This is a genomic window from Bradyrhizobium betae, from assembly GCF_008932115.1.
GTDB lineage: Bacteria > Pseudomonadota > Alphaproteobacteria > Rhizobiales > Xanthobacteraceae > Bradyrhizobium > Bradyrhizobium betae.
Genome location: NZ_CP044543.1, coordinates 120,717 through 140,373 on the forward strand (window position 1 = coordinate 120,717; position 19,657 = coordinate 140,373).

A 19,657-nucleotide genomic window follows, 5' to 3' on the forward strand; every position below is an offset into this window, starting at 1 on the left:
GCGCGAAGCGCTTACCCGCGCCAGCTGGTGCCGGTTTCAACCCGTGCGTTCTGCCCGGGCGGCAGCACCACCACCATCGAGTTGAGCTTCACCCGGTCGTAGAGATCGATCACGTCCTCGTTGCGCATGCGGATGCAGCCGGACGAGATCGCCTGCCCGATATATTCGGGCTGGTTGGTGCCGTGGATGCGGTAGAGCGTGTCCTTGTTGCCGGCATAGAGATAGATGCCCCGCGCGCCCAGCGGATTGGCCGGGCCACCGGCAACGCGCGCCGGATACGGCCCGAGCCGCGCCTGGATGTCCGCGGTCGGAACCCAGTCCGGCCATTCCGCCAGGCGACCGACGCGCGCGACGCCCGAGAAGGCCATCGCCTCCTCGCCGACCGCGACGCCGTAGCGGATCGCCTTGCCGTCCGGCAGCACGAAATACAGATAGCGCGCATCGGTATCGACCAGGATCGTGCCCGGCTGCTCCTTGCGCGGATAGTCGACGATGTGACGCAGAAATTGATCGGGTACATCGGCCTTCGCATAAGGCGCGTGCGCCAGCAACTGACGGTCGCGGGCCGTCATGCTCGCATCCGTCGATGGCGATAGCGTCGTCTGCATGCAGCCGCCGAGCGGCAGCAAGGCAAGGAGGAACAAGGCGAATAAGGATCTTGGCACCACCGGCCCCCGATAGCGATTGGCAGCGCCCCCAGCAACGCGACATGTTGCCCAAATCGTGCTGAATGCAAGGCAATCCGGAACAATTCCGCGTGTTGGATGGAACGGGTTCCATCACCACAAACGGCGGACAAGCGTCGCACAGTCTCCATCCCCTCGCCTTGCTTTGGTCAAACCCGGCTGGACTCGTGCCCCCTGGGCTTGGGATGGGCCACGTCAACAGATCGGCTCGCGCCAATGCGGACGACCAGAGTGCAAGGAGCTGCGATGCTCGCGACGCTGAACAGCAGTCAAATCGTCGATGCGATCGTGAAGGACGCGGTCAGGGACAACGACCCGCACGACGCCGTGCAGATTTCGCCCGACATGGTGCGGGCCTCGCGTCCCGTCAGCGTCGCTCCTTCGCTGGCGCCGGAGATCGTGAGCCGTCCGGAGCCGACATTCGCACCGGATCCCCAAATTAATCCGGAGCCGACGTTCGGTCCTGCGGCCGAGCCCCAAGCGGCCGTTCCCTCCGTCGACACCGCCGTGCGCGTTGCGGCGAGCGATGGTCACGGCCCGCGCAAGCGATCCGCCGCGAGCAAATGGCTGCGCGGCGCGTTCCTCACGTTTCTGTTCGCGGGCGGCAGCGCGGCCGCCACCATCGCCTGGGAGCAACACGGCGACAGAGTCAAACCGATGCTCGCGCAATGGACGCCGGCCCTGGCATCGCTGCTGCCTGCGACATCGCAGACCGCGCCGGTCGCCGCAGCGCAAGCCGCCGCGACCGATCAAACCGGCGATCAATCTACGGCGGCCGCCCCCGCAGCTCAAATTGCAGCAGCCGCGCCCGCGGCGACGCAGCCCGATCCAACGCAGTCTGTGCAATCGATGACGCGCGATATCGGCTTGATGGCGCAGCAGATCGAAGCGCTCAAGGCCAGCATCGCCGAGTTGAAAGCCGGACAGGAGCAGATGGCACGCGAGATGGCGAAGCCGCCTGCACCGAAGCCCGTGACCGAAGCGAGACCGCCGATCGATCCGCGTGCGCGCGTGTCTGCGCTGCCGCCGCGAGCTTCGGCCCCGACACAGCCGCCGGTTCGCAAGCCGAAGCCTGTGGTGTCGCACACTTACGTGCCGGCCTATTCACCTGCGCCGCTCGCACCGCCGCCGCCTTCGCAGGCTGCCGCCGTACCGCCGCCAGCGGCACCCGTCACGACGACGCAAGCCGTTGCCGACGACGACGGTCCTGTCGTGCGCCCGCCGATGCCGCTGCGCTAAAGCGACGAGACAGCATCGCCACAGCGGCGTCGCGCGCGACGTCCGCGGTCGACATGACGCGTCGAGTCCGGGTTACTACGGGAGGCGATGTTTGATCGTCATCGATCAAGAGAAAAGGCCGTCGGGATCTATGCCGGCGGCCTTCTCTTGCAGCTGCCGGTTCCCGGAGCCCGGTTCTGCTGCAATTCCATGCCTAATGATCGCGCTGACATGCTTAATGAAATCTTAATGTGCTCGCGCGTTGCACATCATTTCTGCGCCATAAGCACAGAGATTGCGCGGCCCGTTCACCCGATAGACATCGACTCAGTGGTACCATCAAGCATGTTCTGAAGCCTTCCGTTGCGGGCTTCTTTTGGAAATTTGGGTCGTCACACCGGGAAATTCGGATGCCTTACTATTCCTTCGATCTCGTGGTCGGTGAAGAGTTCAAGAACCAGGGCGAAATCATCCTCGAAGACATCGAGGTCGCCTCCGATCGCGCCGTTCAATTGGCCAATGAGCTGTCGCAGGTGAAGCCTGAGCTGCAGCAGAAGGGCTGCGCAGTGCGCGTCACCGATCGCGATCACAACGAGGTCTATCGCACGCCGCTCGATCCCGTGCCCGCCTGGCAGCGCTAGGCCATAGCGTTTTCGAGCGAAGTGGACACCGGTTCGCATAAGGAAAACGCGTCAAAACAAGAATCGTGAGGCCCGTTCCGACCGGAATGGGGCTTTACGCATCCAGCACAGGCGCTTCGAACCAGTTCGTCAGCGACAAGCCGCCGTCGATCACGAAGGCTGCGCCGGTGACGTACGCCGAGAGATTGTTCGACAGCACCGTGAGCGCCATCGGCGCGAGATCATCGGCCGCGCCGAGACGCCCGAGCGGAATGTGTTTCGCCAGCGAAGCATCCGCGACGAACCCGCCCGCAGCGATCGCACCCGGCACCAGCGCGTTGACACGAATGCCGTGACGACCAAAGCTCTTCGCGAGCTCCTTCACAAGCATCGCCATTGCCGCCTTCGCCGTCGAGTAATGCGGCAGGTTTCGCGGCGTGCCCGCATGAAGCGAGGTGAGAAACAGGAACGAGCCGGGCTGCTTTGCCGCGATCAGCCGTTTTGCGATCTCGCGCGCCAGGTGAAAGCCGGCATCGAGATTGACGGCATGCATCTCCTGCCAGGTCTTGCGATCGACCGCGAGCGCGTGATCGGCCTCGCGCCGCGGCGGCGATGCGCTGTGCACGAAATGCGAGACCTCGCCCAGTGCGGCATGTGCGGCAACCAGCAGCTCGTCGCACGCCTCGAGCCTCGCGAGATCGCCAACCCACGGCACCGCCAATTCAGGCTTGCTGCTCGCGCTGATCGCGGCCCTCACACGCTCCGCATTGACATCGGCGAACACGGTCCGCACGCCCTCGCCGATCAGCGCCTGTGCGATCGCGCGGCCGATGCCTTTGCCGGCGCCGGTGACGAGCGCCGTGTCGCGTGCAGGATCGAACGGCGTGCTGAACAGGCTCATGTCACTCTCCTTGAGCAGGATGCCGGCCACGATAGCGCACCGCAGTGCGAAGCGACAAATGCGCCCCGGCACCATTGCGGAGCGGCCCGCCGGACGCTAGCCTCTCAAAAAAATGAAGGAGGACCCAAGGATGCGCACCGGTTTCCTGATGGCAGGCCTGTTGCTGATCGCCACATCGGCCCAGGCCGAGGACCGTCCACGCTCGACCTATGTGACACTGGTCTTGCAGGCCTTCGCGGCCAAGGTCGAATGCCCGGGCACGGATGTCGTCTACCAGGACCTGGTGCAGAAGGCGGAGCAGATGCACCTGCCCGACGGCACCACCGAGAAGGTGCGCAAGGCGATTGCCTGGATGCACACCGGCGGCAAGATGGGCGAGAAGCAGGACGACGATTTGATGGCCGAGGTCGCGGTGGCGACCCAGGCGACCGATCTCAACCAGCGCCGCCTCGGCATGCCCAGCTGGTGCGAGGCCCAGAAGACCAACCTCGCCGGTCTGATCCGCGCCAAGGGCGGCTAGTTCCTATCGGGTTGAGCACGCCGCGACGGAACCGCCGCCGCGGCAAATAATCGTCACATTCGTCGCCAGCATACGGGCTCTTTGAACAGGAGACCCCCATGCGGATTGCCCATTTCGTTTTCGCCGGTGCGCTCGTGGCCAGCGCCGCGCTGACCGTCCCCGTGCTGGCGAAGAATTCCGACGCCCCGAAGAGCGAGGACAAGTCGGCCTCGCCGTCGTCCTGCAGCGCCTATCAGCAGGCGCCGGACGGCTCGTGGGAGCCGCTTCCCTGCAAGGAGACAGGTGAGCGCAGCCAGCCGCAGACCCAGCACAAGTCCGGGGCACAGGGCGCCGATCAGGGGGAGCACTGAGGGAACCCGCAGGTTCCATCGACGTTGTCGCTGGCGGCTTGCCGCGATGCGTACGACCGCTAGAATGCCGTGCTAATACCTTGGGCAGGGCCAGAGACGGCCCCTGGAAACGCCAACACCGCGAGCGCTTGTGGATTCGATCGAGTTTGAGGACCTTCAACGCCGTCTGAGGACGCTGGAGGAGGAAAACGCACGCCTCAAGGCTCTCGGAGCGGCTGAGCTCACCGAGCGGCAGAACGCGGAGTCCGCCCTCGCCGAGCGCGAGGAGCGCTATTGGACGCTGTTCAACTCGATCGACGAGGGATTCTGTATCATCGAGTTCTTCGACGGCCCGCATGGCCCGCTCAGCGACTACGTTCATATCGAAGCCAATCCTGCCTACTCCAAGCATGCCGGCATTCCTGACGTCGTCGGCCAGAAGGTCCGTGAGATGGTTCCGGGCGAGGCCGGCGGCTGGGTCGAGCTCTATGGCGGCGTATTGCGGACCGGCCAGCCGATCCGCTTCGAGCGCGAGCTGGTCGCGACCGGCCGCTACCTCGAGCTTGCCGCGTTCAGGGTCGAGCCCGCCAGCCGCAAGCAAGTCGCAGTGCTGTTCCAGGACATCACCGCACGCAAGCGGGCCGAGCGAGAGCTGAAGCAGCTCAACGAAACGCTGGAAGCGCGCGTGCTCGCGGCGCTGGCCGAGCGGAAGCTGATGGCCGACCTCGTCGAGGGCACCGATGCCTTCGTCCAGGTCGTTGACACCGACTTCCGCTGGCTGGCCATCAACGGCGCCGCGGCCCAGGAATTTCATCGCATCTACGGCATCTTGCCGAAGGTCGGTGACAACATGCTCGAGCTGCTTGAAGATCAACCGGAGCATCGCGACGCCATCCGCACCGTCTGGTCGCGGGCGCTCACCGGAGAGGCCTTCGTCGAGATCGCCGGGTTTGGCGAACCCGGGCGTGCCCGCCGCTTCTACGAGATGCGCTTCAACGGCCTGCGCGACGGCGAAGGCCGGCTTCTCGGTGCCTACCAGTTCTCCTACGACGTCACCGAACGCCTGAAGGAGCAGGAGCGGCTGCGCGAGGCCGAGGAAGCACTGCGCCAGTCGCAGAAGATGGAAGCGGTCGGCCAGCTGACGGGCGGCATCGCGCACGATTTCAACAATCTGCTCACCGGGATCATCGGCTCACTCGAACTCCTGCAGACGCGCATCGGCCAGGGCCGCGTCAAGGAGATCGACCGCTACGTCTCGGCGGCGCAAGGCGCGGCCAAGCGCGCCGCGGCGCTGACGCACCGCCTGTTGGCCTTCTCGCGTCGGCAGACGCTCGATCCCAGGCCGACCGATCTCAACCGCCTCGTCATGGGCATGGAGGAGCTGGTCCGCCGCACCGTCGGCCCGGAGATCGCGGTGGAGGTCGTCACGGCCGGCGGCTTGTGGCCGACGCTGATCGATGCCTCGCAGCTCGAGAACGCCCTGCTCAACCTCTGCATCAACGCCCGCGACGCGATGCCCGGGGGCGGCCGGCTCACCATCGAGACCGCCAACCGCTGGCTCGACGACCATGGCGCCGGCGAGCGCGATCTCGAACCCGGCCAATACGTCTCGCTCTGCGTCACCGATACCGGCACCGGCATGACGCCCGAGGTCATCGAACGCGCCTTCGATCCCTTCTTCACCACGAAGCCGATCGGCCAGGGAACCGGCCTCGGCCTCTCCATGGTCTATGGCTTCGTGCGCCAGTCCGGAGGCCAGGTCCGGATCTATTCCGAGGTCGGCCAGGGCACGACGATGTGTCTCTACCTGCCGCGGCACTATGGCAAGGAGGCCGACAAGCCGTCCGCACTCGCGGCCAAAAGCGCGGCACGACCACAGGCGAGCCACACCATCCTGGTCGTCGACGACGAGCCCTCGATCCGGATGCTGCTGACGGATGCGCTGGAAGACATCGGCTTCAACGTCCTCGAAGCCCATGACGGGCCGACCGGCCTGAACATCCTCCAGTCCGACCAGGTCATCGACCTGCTCGTGACCGATGTCGGCCTGCCCGGCGGCATGAACGGCCGCCAGCTCGCGGACGCCGCGCGCACGACGCGGCCGGCACTCAAGGTGCTGTTCATTACCGGCTATGCCGAGAACGCCATCATCGGCAATGGCCAGCTCGCCCCTGATATGCAGGTGCTGACAAAGCCCTTCGTGGTCGAGGCACTGGCGAGCCGCATCCTCGACATGATCAAGGACGGAACCGGGCGCAACTGATACCGATCAGCTCTGGTGCGGCCCGCGCATGACCTTCATGGCATCGACGATATGACGCCATTCCCTGGCCTCGTCGGCCTCGCCGCGGCCTTCGCAGGCCTGCGCCTGTTCCGCGGCCTTCGCGATCGCACCAAAACCATGCTGTTCCAGCATTTGCCGCGCAACGGTGTGGACCTGGACCTCGGACATCATGGGCGCTCTCCCTCTTGAGGAAACCGCGTCGCCCGGCTCGGCGCTCCGCGGCTCCCAGACAACGATCTCGCTGCGGGCCGCGTTCCGCCAGCCGCCGATCACATCGCCTGGGACCGGTCCGGGTCTGGCCGTGCCCGCGCAAGACAAAGGCGGCCCGCTGTGCCCAGCGGACCGCCTTCTCACCCTCCCCAAACCCGGATGTATTCGGCCGCGCCCCCTACGCGACCGCCACTTTCTTGCGCTCGAAGTCGTTGGGCACCTCGATATCGACCTCCAGGGTCGACACCTCGTCGCCGCGCTCGAGCCGGACGATGACCTTGGTCGGATCCAGCGTCACGTGCCTGGATACGACGGCGAGAATCTCCTCACGCAGCACGCCGAGCAGATCGGGCTGGCCGCGCAGCCCGCGTTCATGGGCAAGCAGGATCTGCAAACGTTCGCGAGCGACCGGTGCAGAGGCCTTGTTGCCGCGGAGAAGCCGGAGCAGACCCATGCTCATGCAGCCCTCCGTCGCAGCAGGCGATCCATGAAACCCTTGCGCTCGGCCGGCACCTGCATGGCGACGGTCTCGCCGCACAGCCGGCGCGCCGCGTCGATATAGGCTCGCGCGGGTGCGCCTTCGGCGTTCGACAACGTCACCGGCGTGCCGACGTTGGAGGCGCGCAGCACGTCCTGGCTCTCCGGGATGATCCCGAGCAGAGGCGTCGCGAGAATTTCGAGGATGTCCTCGATGGTCAGCATCTCGCCGCGCGCGGCGCGGGAGGGATCGTAACGCGTGATGAGAATGTGCTTCTCGACGCGCTCGCCCTTCTCGGCTCGCACCGTCTTGGAATCGAGCATGCCGATGATGCGGTCGGAATCGCGCACCGAGGACACTTCGGGATTGGTGACGATCACGGCCTCGTCGGCAAAGCGCATCGCCATGGAGGCGCCGCGCTCGATGCCGGCCGGACTGTCGCAGATCACCCAGTCGAAACGGCTGCGCAGATCGGCGATGACCTTGCCGACGCCCTCTTCCGTGAGCGCGTCCTTGTCGCGGGTCTGCGAGGCCGGCAGCAGCCACAGATTCTCCAGCCGCTTGTCCTTGATCAGCGCCTGCGGCAGCTTGGCCACGCCCTGCACCACGTTGATGAGGTCGAACACGACGCGGCGTTCGGCGCCCATCACGAGGTCGAGGTTGCGCAAGCCGACGTCGAAATCGACCACGACGACCTTCTCGCCGCGTTGCGCCAGCGCAGCCCCCAGTGCGGCGGTCGTCGTCGTCTTGCCGACGCCGCCCTTGCCTGATGTCACGACCAGTACCTTGGCCATCTCGAAAATCTCCTTCTGGTCAGTTCAGCGCGGTAATTCGCATGGTGTTGCCTTGCAGCCAGGCCTGGGCCGGCCGGCCGCGCAAGGCGGCGTCGATATCGTCGGCGGTCTGGTAAAATCCATCGATTGCAAGCAGTTCGGCCTCGATCTTCTGGCAATAGATGCGAGCGCTCGTGTGACCGTTCACGCCCGCCATGGCGCGGCCGCGCAGCGCGCCGTAGATGTGGATGGAGCCGCCGGCAACGACTTCCGCGCCGGAGCCGACCGAGCCCAGAATGGTGACGTCGCCGTCGGGGAAGATCACGGTCTGGCCCGAGCGCACGGGGGCCTCCAGCAGCAGCGAGGTCGGCTTGGCCTCGGCCTTCGCCTCGGGCTTCTTCGGCGCGCTCGGCTCGACCACGCAGCTGCGTCCGCCCGACAGCAGCGGCGGCATCGCCGGCGTCAACCGCGCCTCCTCCACGCCCTCGATGCCGAGCACGCGGATGTTGCGGTCCTGAAGGCTGGTGAGCAGATGGTTGATGCCGGACTGGCTGAGATCGACCGAGGACAGGTCGACCACCACGGGGCGACCGGCGAAGAAACCGGGCGAGCGGGCGATAGTGGTGTCGATCTCCTGGAGCCAGTCCTGGATCGGAACCGTCGGCACGAACACGAAGGCCACATAGGAGCGCCCGCGCAGGCGCACCATTTGGCGTTGGACTTTTGCTGCAGCCTCCATAGCGGCCGACTCGTTCCCTGTTATTGAATGGTTAACGATGCGGCGGATTTGGTTAACGACTGGTTAACTCCTCCGTGGGGTTACGTGGGTGGGAGCTGGTTGGGCCAGCAGCGAATGCCGCCCCCCGTTCCGTCATCCTGAGGTGCGAGCCATAGGGCGCGCGCAGCGCCCTATGGGAAGCCTCGAAGGATGCACGGCCGAGCTGCAGCCAGGCCGTCGCCCTTCGAGGGCAGCTGAAGAAGCGGCCCCCTCGGGGTGACGGTGACGGATTGGCGCGCAACTACATCACCATCGTCATTGCGAGCGTAGCGAAGCAATCCAGACTGCCCCTACGGAGAGATTCTGGATTGCTTCGCTACGCTCGCAATGACGGAGGATGGAGCGACGGCCGCCCCCCTACTTCTTCACCTTGCTGGCATCCATCTTGACGCTAGGATCCAGCATCCTGGTCGAGAATGCGGTGCTCACGTCGAACGGCTTCTCCATGCCCAGATAGGTCTGGACCAATTCGTAGTCCTTCTTCATCCGCTCGCCGTCGATCCAGCCGAGGCCCTTGGTGGTCGTGAACTCGTCCGTCATCAGGTACTTGATGCGCTCCCACTGGCGCTCCTGGTTCGCCTTGTCGAGGCCGGAGACCTGGTCGAGCAGCGCCTTCAGGCAGGGCTCGACGTCGGCGACGCACGTCGCAAAGGCCTTCTGCGAGATGCGCACGAATTCCTCGACGAGCTTTGGATTTTTCTGCAAGTAAGCGCCGTTGACGATCAGCGAATTGCCATAGGGGTTGAGCCCGATGTCCTTCCAGTTGACGTAGCCGAGGTCGGGTCCGAACTCGATCACCTTCAAATCGTGCTCGTTGTAGAAGTCGCTGATGATATCGACAGTGTGGCTCTTGAGGCCCGCGATCTTCGCGGTCGGCCCGATATTGACGAAGCTGACCGCATCCGGCGCGATGCCGGCGGCCTTGGCGAAGGCCGGCCACATCACGCGCGAGGCGTCGCCGGGCGGGTTGCCGATCTTGTGGCTCGGAAAATCCTTCACCCCGTTCACGCCGTAGCTTTTCAGCCAATAGAACGTCTGGCCGGTGTTGGCGTAGATGCTCATCAGCGCGACGTCGTCGGCGCCCTTGCTCTTGGCGACCAGCATGGTGGCGAGATCGGCGATGCCGAAGGCCGAGCCGCCCGCGCCGACCTTGGCGGCCGAGACGCCGGAGCCCTTGCCGACCTCGATGGTCAGGTCGATACCGGCCTTCTCGTACCAGCCCTGCGCCTTGGCGTAATAGAACGGCGAATGGTCGGCCGTCGGCGTCCAGTTCAGGATCAGATTGACCGCCTCGCCCGCGCTGGCGGGTACCGCCGGCAAGCCGAGCATCAGGGTCACGACCGCCGCCTGCAAACGCTTCATCGCATCTCTCCTCGTTGCCGCGACCCGGCTTGTCGCTCTCCCCATGTGAGGATACCAATGCAACAAGGCCGCCCTCAACTTGTCAACTGTTTGGTTGGAAATGCCCGCAAAACGTTCAGGCGACACCGTGCCGCAGCGGCGCGATCCCGTCGCCACCCGCAAGAAGCTGCTCACCGCGGCGCGCCAGGAATTCGCCCGGCACGGCTTTGCGGGCGCCCGCGTCGACGAGATCGCGATGCGCGCCGGCGTCAACAAGCAGCTGGTCTACCACTATTTCGGCGACAAGGACGCGCTCTACCTCGCCGTGCTCGAAGTGGTCTACGAGGACATCCGCGAGCAGGAGCGCAGGCTCAATCTCGAAGGCCTGCCGCCGGAAAAGGCGATCCGCAAGCTGATCGAGGCTTCGTTCGACCATCTGGCTGCAAACCCTGATTTCATCGTGCTTCTGAACGACGAGAACCGCGGCGGCGCCCGCCACGTCCGCGGCTCGACGCGGCTGGAGGCGATGCATTCCCCGCTGGTCAAGAGCGTCTCCCACATCCTCAACGAGGGGGTGCGCTCGGGCGTGTTCCGCAAGGGCATCGATCCCGTCCAGCTCTATATCTCGATTGCGGGCCTCAGCTATTTCTTCTTCTCCAACACGCCGACGCTGTCGGCGATCTTCGGCAAGGATCTGTCGAGCCGGGCCCAGCGTCTCGCCCGCCGCCGGCACGTCGCCGATCTCATACTGCATTCGCTCCGGCCCTAATCAACCAACTGGTTGAAACTTGGATCGAGGCCGGTTAGGCTGGCGACCAGCGGCAAGGTGGCCGCCGGCAACAGGGAGCACTCGGTGACGGGAGACGGAGCACGCACCACGCGCAGCTTTGCGATCATCCTGGTCGTTCACCTCGCCGTGCTCCTGCTGTGGCAGGTGGCGGTCGATGCCTTCCATGTGCCGAAATTCATCCTGCCCTCTCCGCTCGCGACCATCCAGACGCTGGGAATCGCAAGCTATGCCTGGGGCGCCAACACGCTGGTGACGGCGGTCGAGATCCTCGGCGGCTTCGCGCTCGGCGCCTTCGTCGGGGTGGCGCTGGCGGTGATCTTCAGCTGGACGCCGCTGCTGAGCATGGCGCTGCTACCGCTGTTCGTGACGCTGAACATGATCCCGAAGGTCGCGCTCGGCCCGCTCCTGATCGTCTGGTTCTCCTACGGCATCGTGCCGAACATCCTGATCGCGTTCAGCATCTGCTTCTTCCCGATCCTGCTCACCACGGCGCGCGGCCTGCGCGAAGTCGAGCCTGACCTGCTCGATCTCGTCAAATCGCTGCGCGGCTCGCGCTGGATTCTGTTCCGCAAGATCCAACTGCCGGGATCGCTGCCTTACGTGTTCTCCGGCATGAAGGTCGGCGCAATCCTCGCGGTCGCCGGCGCCATCGTCGGCGAGTTCATCGCCTCCGAGCGCGGGCTCGGCTACCTCATGATCCAGGTGCAGTCCTCGCTCGACACGCCCGCGATGGTGATGGCGGTCGTGCTGCTGACCCTGCTCGGGGTCGCCCTCTACGGCCTGGTGCTCGTCCTCGAACGCATGTTCGTGGTCGGCGACGCAAGGCAGAACTAGGAACGGCAGACTTGAAGGATAGAACCATGCTGCTCACGCGCCAGACGCTGCCCAAGACCATCCCCGACATTGCGGCGCTCGACGATCTGCTGTGCCGGCCGAGCCAGGCGCTGATCGACGACCTCGCCAAGGTTGACGGCGACATCATGATTCTCGGCGTCGCCGGCAAGATGGGACCGACGCTGGCGGGCCTCGCGAAGGCCGCCGTGCCGGATCGCCGCGTCATCGGCGTCGCTCGCTTCAGTGATCCGGGCGTGAAGGAGTGGCTGCAGGCGCGCGGCGTCGAAACCATCAACTGCGATTTGATGGACGAGCGGGCAATCCAGGCGCTGCCGAAGGCGCCCAACATCGTATTCATGGCCGGCCGCAAATTCGGCGCCGAGGGCGATTTGTCCCTGACATGGGCGATGAACGCGCATGTCCCCGCGCTGGTCGCGCAGGCCTTCTCCTCGTCACGCATCGTCGCGTTCTCGACCGGCTGCGTCTATCCGTTCGTGCCCGTCGACGGCAAAGGCGCGACCGAGGACATGGCGCCGAACCCGCCCGGCGAGTACGCCCAGTCCTGCGTCGGCCGCGAGCGCATGTTCGAATATTTCTCGCGCAAGTTCGCAACACCGGGCCGGCTGTTCCGCCTCAACTATGCGATCGACATGCGCTACGGCGTGCTGCACGATATCGCCACCAAAGTGCTCACGGGCACACCGATCGACGTCAGCCTCGGCCACGTCAATTTCATCTGGCAGGGCGATGCGTCCGCGCAGGCGCTGCGATGTCTTGCGCGTTGCACGGCACCGACCTCGCCGATCAATGTCAGCGGCCACGAAATTCTCTCGGTGCGAGATCTCGCGGCAAGGTTCGGCGCCAGGTTCGGCCGGGCTCCGGTGCTATCAGGCAAGGAAGAGCCGACAGCGTGGCTCACCGACACATCGAAAGCGGTCGAGCTGTTCGGCCTGCCGGTCGTGGACACCGAGCAGCTGATCGCATGGACCGCGGACTGGGTCTCCCGTGCCATGCCGAGCCTCGGCAAGCCCACCAAATACGAGGTGCGCGATGGACGCTACTGACGGCCCGACCGTCATCAAGCTCGGCCTCGAGGATGCGATCGCCGGTCTCGCGCTCTCGACCGAAGCACACTGGAACCAGACCGAGGAGGACTGGCGCGTCTTCCTGCACGACGGCGTCGTGTTCGGCATCCGCGACGGGGCTCGACTGGTCGCCACCGCGGCTTTGCTGCCCTACTCCGGCAACAACGCCTGGATCAGCATGGTGCTGGTGTCTGCCACGCATCGCCGCCGCGGCCTTGCCACGCGCCTCGTCGATGCCTGCCTGGAGACGGCACGCAAGAACGGCCTCACCAGCTGGCTCGACGCAACGCCAGACGGCGCCGCCGTCTATGGCCCACTGGGGTTCACACCGACGCTGCAACTGCGCCGGCTGAAACTGGTGAAATCCGCGCCGGCGTCCGGGCAAGCTCCTCCTGCTGCGACGCTCGACACGCTTCGTGCCCGCGACCGCCGCGCCACCGGCCTCGATCGCATCGCTCTTCTCTCAGCCTTCGCACAGCGGCCGGGCTCGCGCATCGTCTCCGCCAACAGCGCCATCGCGCTGGTGCGCGACGGCCGAACCGCGCGCCATATCGGCCCGCTGTTTGCCAATCACGCCGCCGAAGCTCTGGCGCTGGTTCATGCGATCGCGCGATCCGAGACCCGCCCGCTCCTGCTCGATGCCGTCGCCTCGCAAGCTGCGTTCCTGGAAGGATTGACCGCCTCCGGCTGGACCGTCGAGCGGCCGTTCCAGCGCATGCGGTTCGGCGCCGCCACCACCACTGGCGAGGAATCGCCATTCGCCGTCGCCGGCCCGGAATTCGGATAGGACATCATGCACCACAGCCAGATCAACGCCGACATCCGCAAGCTGATTGCCGAGGGCACCGTGATGCCGGCGCATCCCCTCGCGCTCACGGCCGAACGCCAGCTCGACAAGACGCATCAGCGCGCGCTGACGCGCTATTACATCGACGCAGGCTCCGGCGGCCTCGCGGTCGGCGTCCACACCACGCAGTTCGCGATTCGCGATGTCGGCCTCTACCGCCCCGTGCTCGAGCTCGCCGCAGAGACCGCGGCCAGCTGGACCAAGCGTCCGCTGGCGATGGTCGCGGGCCTTGCCGGTCCCACCAGGCAGGCAACTACCGAAGCCCGCACCGCCCGCGACATCGGCTATCACGCCGGTCTGCTCAGCCTCGCCGCGATGAAGAGCGCCTCCGAAGACGAGATCATCGCGCATTGCACGGCGGTCGCCGCCGAGATTCCGCTGATCGGCTTCTACCTCCAGCCGGCCGTCGGCGGCGTCATCCTGTCCAGCCGGTTCTGGCAGCGCTTTGCCTCGATCGACAATGTCATCGCCATCAAGATCGCGCCGTTCAACCGCTACCGGACTCTCGATGTCCTGCGCGGCGTCGCAGCCGCCGGTGCGCTCGACCGCGTCGCGCTCTACACCGGCAATGACGACCACATCCTGCTCGACCTCATGCTGCCGTTCGATCTCCGTGACAACGGCGTCACCACGCGCACCTATTTCAAGGGCGGTCTGCTCGGCCACTGGTCGGTGTGGACCGCGAGTGCCATCAAGCAGTTCGAGCGCTGCAAGGCGGCGCGACACCAGGACAGCGTGCCCGCCGATCTGCTCGCACTCGATGCCCGCGTCACCGATTGCAACAGCGCCTTCTTCGATGTCGCCAACAATTTTCACGGCTGCATCGCCGGCTGTCACGAGGTGCTGCGGCGCCAGGGCCTGATGAAGGGTCTGTGGTGCCTCGATCCGGACGAAGGCCTCAGCCCCGGCCAGCGCGAGGAGATCGACCGTGTCACGCGCGAGCACGCCGACCTCAGCGACGATGCCTTCGTAGCCGCCAATCTGAGCAAATGGCTGGCATGAGCTCAAAACCCTTCATCAGCCTGCAAGGCGTCCGCAAGGTCTACCGCAGCGGCGGCGCCGAATTTCTGGCGGTCTCCGACGTCACCATGGACGTACAGGAAGGCGAGCTGGTCTCGCTGGTCGGCCCGTCCGGCTGCGGCAAGACCACGGTGATGAAGATCCTGGCCGGCCTGCACGGCGCCGACGGCGGCACGGTGAAGATCGGCAACGCCGAAAGTCCGTTCGATGCCACCCGCGACATCGGCATGGTGTTCCAGCAGGCTCTGCTCTTGAAGTGGCGCACCATCCTGGACAACGTGCTGCTGCCGGCCGAGATCGTCGGCCTGCCGATGAAGGCCGCGCGCGAGCGGGCGCGCGACCTGCTCAACCTCGTTGGCCTCTCAGGCTACGAGCAGAAATATCCGCAGCAGCTCTCGGGCGGCATGCAGCAGCGCACCGCGATCGCGCGCGCCTTCATTCACGACCCCAAGCTGATCCTGATGGACGAGCCGTTCGGCGCGCTGGATGCGCTGACGCGGGAGCAGATGAATCTGGAGATGCTGCGGATCTGGCGCGAGAGCGGCAAGACCATCATCTTCGTCACGCATTCGATCCAGGAAGCCGTATTCCTGTCCTCGCACTGCGCGGTGCTGACGGCGGGCCCTGCGAAGATGGCTGACTACTTCCCGATCGACCTGCCCTTCCCGCGCGACCTGCCGCTGAAGACGACCGACGCGTTCGGCGCCTATGCACGGCGCATCTATGCCAAGCTCGGGCTGGGCGCGGCGTGAGGCGCGCTCAAAATTCCCCACCAACCCCGACATAGGCGGTGTGCTCGGTGCCACCGCCATTGCCGTAGCCGCCCACGACGGTGAGCGGCATAGCGGTCTTGAGCCGGTGCGCGAAACCGACACCGAAGCCGCCTTCGCCGTGAAACGCCGAGCCGCGCACCTGCCAGGTCGTCTTGCCCGGCGCCGACGGCATCGGCGCGCTGGCCGCGGCAACCGCTGCGGCGATGCCGCGCCGCGCCTCGGTCAAATTGTTGCCGATCTGCGACTGCAGCGAGCCGATCTGCGACTGGAAGCCGGAGGTGATGCCGGAGATCTGGCTCATGTTGACGGCATCGGTCGCGTTGACGCCGGCGGCGACATTGGTCAGGCGCCGCTCGTTGCCGGCCGTGCCGAACGACACCGTGTTGGCGGCGGTCGCGACCGAGCCTGCGCCGATCGCGACGGAATTGGTCCCCGATACGGTCGCGCCTGCGCCGAGCGCGGTGGCGTTGGTCGCGTTTGCGTTGGCGGACGTTCCGAGCGAGACAGTCCCCTCGCCGGTCGCAAAGGCGAAGGTGCCGACCGCGGTCGCGGCGTTGCCGGTGGCGCCTGCGTTGTTGCCAACCGCGATCGCCAGATTGCCTGTGGCGTTGCTGCTGGCGCCGAGGGCCACAGCGTTGCCGCCTGTGGCGACGCTGCCCTGACCATAGGTCGTGGCAGCGGCGCCGTTGGCGCGGCTGCCCATGCCCGTCGCGGTCGCATACTGGCCGGTCGCGCGGCTATCCTGGCCGGTCGCGGTCGCAAAGTCGCCACTGGCAATACTGTTGGCGCCGGTCGCGGTTGCATTGTTGCCGAAGGCAAAGGCGGTCGCGCCAGTTGCGGTTGCCGCCGCACCGGACGCGATGCTTTGGAAGCCCGTCGCGGTAGCGGTCGCCCCGCTCGCGAAGGCCAGATTGCCGAACGCAGAGGCGCTCGCGCCAATGGCGCTGGCTTGCGCACCGGCAGCCGTCGCGGTGGCGCCGGTTGCGGTGGCGTTATCGCCAAAGGCACTGGCCGATAGCCCGGTGGCGGTGGCGGCGTTGCCGATCGCGGTCGCGTTGTCGCCGTTCGCGCCGGACAACGAGCCGACCGCAACGGCGGCATTGCCGGTGGCGTTGGATGAGTAGCCAAAGGCAGAGGCGAATATCCCCTGGGTCGACGAGCTTGGCCCCACCGCCGTGGCAAAGCCGGATGGCGCGTTGGTGACGCCGCCGCCTGCCGTGTAGTCGGCCGCCAGCGCGGAACCGGTGTGGAGGAATGTGGTCGCGAGGAGAAGAGCGAGGCAGGATGCGATCGGGCGGAGATTTCTCCTGCCGGCGGTTCCGCCAGTGCTGTTCCGTAAGGTCATTTTCGACTCCATTCCCTGCTGAGCAAGGTCTGGAGGAAGCACCGGGATCGCACATCAACCGGAAGGTTGAGAAGCATCACGGGCCGCATCGCTTTATCGCTTTTCGGCAGGATGTTGCCGCGATGCATCGCTATGTGCGAGCTACAGAACTCAGAACTCGTAGGGTGGGCAAAGCGAAGCGTGCCCACCACAACAAGCGAAGAGCTGGTGGGCACGGCGCGAGTGCGCCTTTGCCCACCCTACAAGCGATCAGCTCTTGTTGCGCATCTTGCCGAGCAGGTAGTTGTCGTAGAAGTTTTCCGCGATCTGCGTGTAGAACAGCAGTTCCTTCATATAGGCGTCGTGGCTGTCCTTGGTGCGCTTGAACAAATCGCTCTTGGCGGCGAGCTCGTTCAGATGCTCCTGGGTCGCGTTGTAGCAGGCTTCCATCACCGGCTGCGGGAACGCCTTCAGCTCCGCACCGTTGGCGATCAGCCGCTTGAGGGCCGCCGGGTTCACGCTGTCGTATTTCTCGAGCATCCAGGCGCCCGCCGCCGAGGCGGCCTGGTTCACCACCGCCTGATAATGCTTCGGCAGGCTCGCCCATTTCTCGTCGTTGACGATCATGTGCAGCATGGCGCCGCCTTCCCACCAGCCGGGGAAGTAATAGTACTTGGCGACTTTCTGGAAGCCGAGCTTCTCGTCGTCATACGGGCCGACGAACTCCACCGCGTCGAGCGAGCCTTTCTCCAGCGCCGCATAGATGTCGCCGCCTGCGAGCTGCTGCGGCACCACGCCGAGCCGCGCCAGCACATGGCCGCCCATGCCGGCGATGCGGAATTTGAGGCCCTTGAGATCGTCGACCGTCTTGATCTCCTTGCGGAACCAGCCGCCCATCTGGGTGCCGGAATTTCCGCACAGGATGGCGTGCGTCTTGAACGGCTTCAGCGCTTCGTTGGTGAGATCGGCGCCGCCGCCGAAATACCACCAGGACTCCTGATGGCGATGGTTCATGCCGAACGGCGCGCCGGTGGCATAGGCCAGCGCCGGCTCCTTGCCGATGTAGAAATAGAGCGGCGTCTGCGCCATCTCGACGGTGGCGACGCTGACGGCATCCAGTGCCTGCAGGCCGGGGACGAGTTCGCCGGCCGCGAAGGTCTGGATCTGGAATTTGTTGTCGGTAGCCTCGGCAACATATTTCGCAAAGGTCTGCGCCGTGCCGTAGATGGTGTCGAGCGACTTCGGGAAGCTCGATGTCAGGCGCCATTTGATCTCGGGCGCCGATTGCGCGATCGCAGGTGCAGCAACCAATGTCGTCGCGCCGGCAACCGCGCCGCCCTTGAGGAATGTACGGCGTTTCATGATGGGGTCTCTCCCTTGAAGTAAGTTTCAAATGAACGGCCTTGTACCCGGCGTCGGGCCACGGTCTTCGGAGACCGTTTGCCTGTTCCTATAGCGGAGTTCAAGCTGGCAGAAAGCCGCTTCAGAGCAGCTTCGCGCTCACGAACAGCGCGCGCACGGCGTTGGTCGCCTGCACCGCGAGCATCGCGTTACCGGCGGCGCCTTCGAGCGCCGCGACCGCGTCTTCATGCAGGGAGCGGAATTCCATCCACTCGACCGACTTGAAGTTGGTGAGGAATTGATAGGCCTGGCCGACGGTCGCGATCGCCAGCGTGTCGCCGTTCAACTTGATCTTGAACGTCGTACGCAGCGGGGTCTCGGAACTCTGGGGATCACTCATGGGCTGCTTCTGGACGAAGACGGCTTAACGAAGGGAAAACGGCAGCCCCGCCGTTCGGCGAATATCAAGAGTCGGTGCTCGCGCGCTGCGCGGCAATCGCCGATCCGCTCAGGCTCGGCACCACGACCAGACGGTTGAATTCGCCGTTGTCCCAAGCCTTGAGGAAACGATCATAGTCCTTGATCGAAACGCAGCCGTTGGAATCGCCGCGCGGCCCCAGCATGTAGTTGTGGGTGAGAAGGCCGACGCGGCCGAGCGCGCTGGTGCCCTCAGTCGGCGTCAGGCGCAGCGCCCGAATGCCGTGAAACAGTCTTTCGCGCGGCTTCAGATCGTAGGTCGCAGGCGGCGTCGCGCCCACCATGCGCTGGTCGACATGCTCCGGGTCGTCCATCAGCGCGCCCATGCCCGAATGTGCTTCCAACGCGACGCCGCTCGGCAGGTAGAGGGCCTTGGCCGAGATGTCATAAACGGCCGTCCGCGAATCGTAGCCGAGGGCGGCAAGATCCGGCGCCTTGCCGAACAGGCCGCTATCGGGCGTCAGCGAGGCCAGCCTGATCTTGTCGGTGAACTTCTCGAAGAAGTTGCGGTTGTCGACCCTGGGGTTGGTCTCCGCATAGGCCTGGCTGGAGGCGATCTGGGCGGAGAAATCCGCCTGGGCCGGGCGCGACCGCGGCATCGGAACCGCATCGGCACGTTGGGAAGGACGCCTCTCGTCAACCGCCGTCCGCTCGTCATCGGTCAGAGTCGAGCGCCAGTCGTCGCCCTGGAGTTTCTGGGCGAGCATCGCCTTGGCATCGCGCAGCTTGAGCTGCACGGCATTCAGGGCGGAGCGCTCCAGCGTTCGCAGGCCGAGGTCGCGGGCGGGCAGGCTGCCCGACAGCGACGCAAAACGGTCGTCGAACGAAGGGGCATTGGCGGGCGGCAACGCGGCAGACACCAGCGGGCTCGAATCGCCCGAATTCGACTCGCCGAGATTCAAACCGCCGAGGTCAGCGACCCAGGCAGCCGCGCCGAGCGCCAGCGCGACGGCAGCCAAAGACAGCAATATCGTCTCGGCTCGCCCGATACGGCGGCGCGACAACAGCCTTTCGGCTTGTGCGGCGTC

General features: G+C 65.6%; 22 protein-coding genes. 11 read left to right on the forward strand and 11 right to left on the reverse strand.

The window, feature by feature from the left end; genetic code table 11:
- Positions 1–11 precede the first annotated feature (11 nt).
- Complete coding sequence (locus tag F8237_RS00560; RefSeq protein ID WP_167527510.1) at positions 12–608, reverse strand: L,D-transpeptidase; 597 nt, start codon at positions 606–608, stop codon at positions 12–14.
- A gap of 324 nt (positions 609–932) precedes the next feature.
- On the opposite strand from F8237_RS00560, the gene F8237_RS00565 reads away from it, so the two are divergent.
- Entirely contained in the window at positions 933–1,925 is a 993-nt protein-coding gene (locus tag F8237_RS00565) for a hypothetical protein (RefSeq protein WP_151641910.1), read from the forward strand.
- A 389-nt stretch (positions 1,926–2,314) separates the two neighbouring features.
- Positions 2,315–2,545, forward strand: a complete 231-nt coding sequence (locus F8237_RS00570; protein WP_151641911.1) for a DUF6894 family protein — start codon at positions 2,315–2,317, stop codon at positions 2,543–2,545.
- A gap of 94 nt (positions 2,546–2,639) precedes the next feature.
- Here F8237_RS00570 and F8237_RS00575 read toward each other — a convergent pair whose 3' ends face one another.
- Positions 2,640–3,425, reverse strand: coding sequence for an SDR family NAD(P)-dependent oxidoreductase (locus F8237_RS00575; protein WP_151641912.1), 786 nt, complete (start codon positions 3,423–3,425; stop codon positions 2,640–2,642).
- Between the two features lie 130 nt (positions 3,426–3,555).
- Here F8237_RS00575 and F8237_RS00580 point away from each other — a divergent pair, with 130 nt between their 5' ends.
- From F8237_RS00580 to F8237_RS00590, 3 genes are all read left to right on the forward strand, one after another.
- Positions 3,556–3,945, forward strand: a complete 390-nt coding sequence (locus F8237_RS00580; protein ID WP_151641913.1) for a hypothetical protein — start codon at positions 3,556–3,558, stop codon at positions 3,943–3,945.
- Positions 3,946–4,043: 98 nt separating this feature from the next.
- Entirely contained in the window at positions 4,044–4,295 is a 252-nt protein-coding gene (locus F8237_RS00585) for a hypothetical protein (RefSeq protein WP_151641914.1), read from the forward strand.
- Between the two features lie 130 nt (positions 4,296–4,425).
- Positions 4,426–6,537, forward strand: coding sequence for a PAS domain-containing protein (locus F8237_RS00590; RefSeq protein ID WP_151641915.1), 2,112 nt, complete (start codon positions 4,426–4,428; stop codon positions 6,535–6,537).
- A gap of 6 nt (positions 6,538–6,543) precedes the next feature.
- Here the strand turns inward: F8237_RS00590 and F8237_RS00595 are convergent, their stop codons facing one another.
- The 5 genes from F8237_RS00595 to F8237_RS00615 all read right to left on the reverse strand — a co-directional run bounded on the left by F8237_RS00595 (position 6,544) and on the right by F8237_RS00615 (position 10,159).
- Positions 6,544–6,729 carry a hypothetical protein gene (locus F8237_RS00595; protein ID WP_151641916.1) on the reverse strand — a complete coding sequence of 62 codons (186 nt, stop codon included), beginning with the start codon at positions 6,727–6,729 and terminating at the stop codon, positions 6,544–6,546.
- A 217-nt stretch (positions 6,730–6,946) separates the two neighbouring features.
- Positions 6,947–7,228 (reverse strand): cell division topological specificity factor MinE, encoded by a 282-nt coding sequence (gene minE / locus F8237_RS00600; RefSeq protein ID WP_151641917.1) that lies wholly within the window; start codon positions 7,226–7,228, stop codon positions 6,947–6,949.
- Complete coding sequence (gene minD, locus F8237_RS00605) at positions 7,225–8,040, reverse strand: septum site-determining protein MinD (protein WP_151641918.1); 816 nt, start codon at positions 8,038–8,040, stop codon at positions 7,225–7,227. Before minD ends, minE begins: the two co-directional genes overlap by 4 nt.
- A gap of 19 nt (positions 8,041–8,059) precedes the next feature.
- Positions 8,060–8,758, reverse strand: coding sequence for a septum site-determining protein MinC (minC, locus tag F8237_RS00610; RefSeq protein ID WP_151641919.1), 699 nt, complete (start codon positions 8,756–8,758; stop codon positions 8,060–8,062).
- Positions 8,759–9,154: 396 nt separating this feature from the next.
- Positions 9,155–10,159: an ABC transporter substrate-binding protein gene (locus F8237_RS00615; RefSeq protein ID WP_162005823.1), complete on the reverse strand. Its 1,005-nt coding sequence runs from the start codon at positions 10,157–10,159 to the stop codon at positions 9,155–9,157.
- A gap of 100 nt (positions 10,160–10,259) precedes the next feature.
- On the opposite strand from F8237_RS00615, the gene F8237_RS00620 reads away from it, so the two are divergent.
- From F8237_RS00620 to F8237_RS00645, 6 genes are all read left to right on the forward strand, one after another.
- Complete coding sequence (locus tag F8237_RS00620; protein ID WP_151641921.1) at positions 10,260–10,907, forward strand: TetR/AcrR family transcriptional regulator; 648 nt, start codon at positions 10,260–10,262, stop codon at positions 10,905–10,907.
- An 84-nt stretch (positions 10,908–10,991) separates the two neighbouring features.
- Positions 10,992–11,762 (forward strand): ABC transporter permease, encoded by a 771-nt coding sequence (locus tag F8237_RS00625; RefSeq protein ID WP_151641922.1) that lies wholly within the window; start codon positions 10,992–10,994, stop codon positions 11,760–11,762.
- A 26-nt stretch (positions 11,763–11,788) separates the two neighbouring features.
- Positions 11,789–12,826 carry an NAD-dependent epimerase/dehydratase family protein gene (locus tag F8237_RS00630; protein WP_151641923.1) on the forward strand — a complete coding sequence of 346 codons (1,038 nt, stop codon included), beginning with the start codon at positions 11,789–11,791 and terminating at the stop codon, positions 12,824–12,826.
- A complete protein-coding gene (locus F8237_RS00635) occupies positions 12,813–13,634 on the forward strand; it encodes a GNAT family N-acetyltransferase (protein ID WP_151641924.1) in 822 nt (273 codons plus the stop codon). The genes F8237_RS00630 and F8237_RS00635 overlap by 14 nt, the downstream gene beginning before the upstream one ends.
- Positions 13,635–13,640: 6 nt before the next feature.
- Positions 13,641–14,696 (forward strand): dihydrodipicolinate synthase family protein, encoded by a 1,056-nt coding sequence (locus F8237_RS00640; protein ID WP_151641925.1) that lies wholly within the window; start codon positions 13,641–13,643, stop codon positions 14,694–14,696.
- Positions 14,684–15,466 (forward strand): ABC transporter ATP-binding protein, encoded by a 783-nt coding sequence (locus F8237_RS00645; protein WP_151641926.1) that lies wholly within the window; start codon positions 14,684–14,686, stop codon positions 15,464–15,466. The genes F8237_RS00640 and F8237_RS00645 overlap by 13 nt, the downstream gene beginning before the upstream one ends.
- 7 nt (positions 15,467–15,473) lie before the next feature.
- Here F8237_RS00645 and F8237_RS00650 read toward each other — a convergent pair whose 3' ends face one another.
- The 4 genes from F8237_RS00650 to F8237_RS00665 all read right to left on the reverse strand — a co-directional run bounded on the left by F8237_RS00650 (position 15,474) and on the right by F8237_RS00665 (position 19,597).
- On the reverse strand, positions 15,474–16,832 hold the full coding sequence (locus F8237_RS00650) for a YadA family autotransporter adhesin (RefSeq protein WP_151641927.1): 1,359 nt from the start codon (positions 16,830–16,832) through the stop codon (positions 15,474–15,476).
- A gap of 249 nt (positions 16,833–17,081) precedes the next feature.
- Positions 17,082–18,173 carry a TRAP transporter substrate-binding protein gene (locus tag F8237_RS00655; RefSeq protein WP_151641928.1) on the reverse strand — a complete coding sequence of 364 codons (1,092 nt, stop codon included), beginning with the start codon at positions 18,171–18,173 and terminating at the stop codon, positions 17,082–17,084.
- 121 nt (positions 18,174–18,294) lie between these two features.
- Positions 18,295–18,552: a hypothetical protein gene (locus F8237_RS00660; protein WP_151641929.1), complete on the reverse strand. Its 258-nt coding sequence runs from the start codon at positions 18,550–18,552 to the stop codon at positions 18,295–18,297.
- A 64-nt stretch (positions 18,553–18,616) separates the two neighbouring features.
- A complete protein-coding gene (locus F8237_RS00665; RefSeq protein ID WP_162006335.1) occupies positions 18,617–19,597 on the reverse strand; it encodes a DUF2778 domain-containing protein in 981 nt (326 codons plus the stop codon).
- Positions 19,598–19,657: the final 60 nt, after the last annotated feature.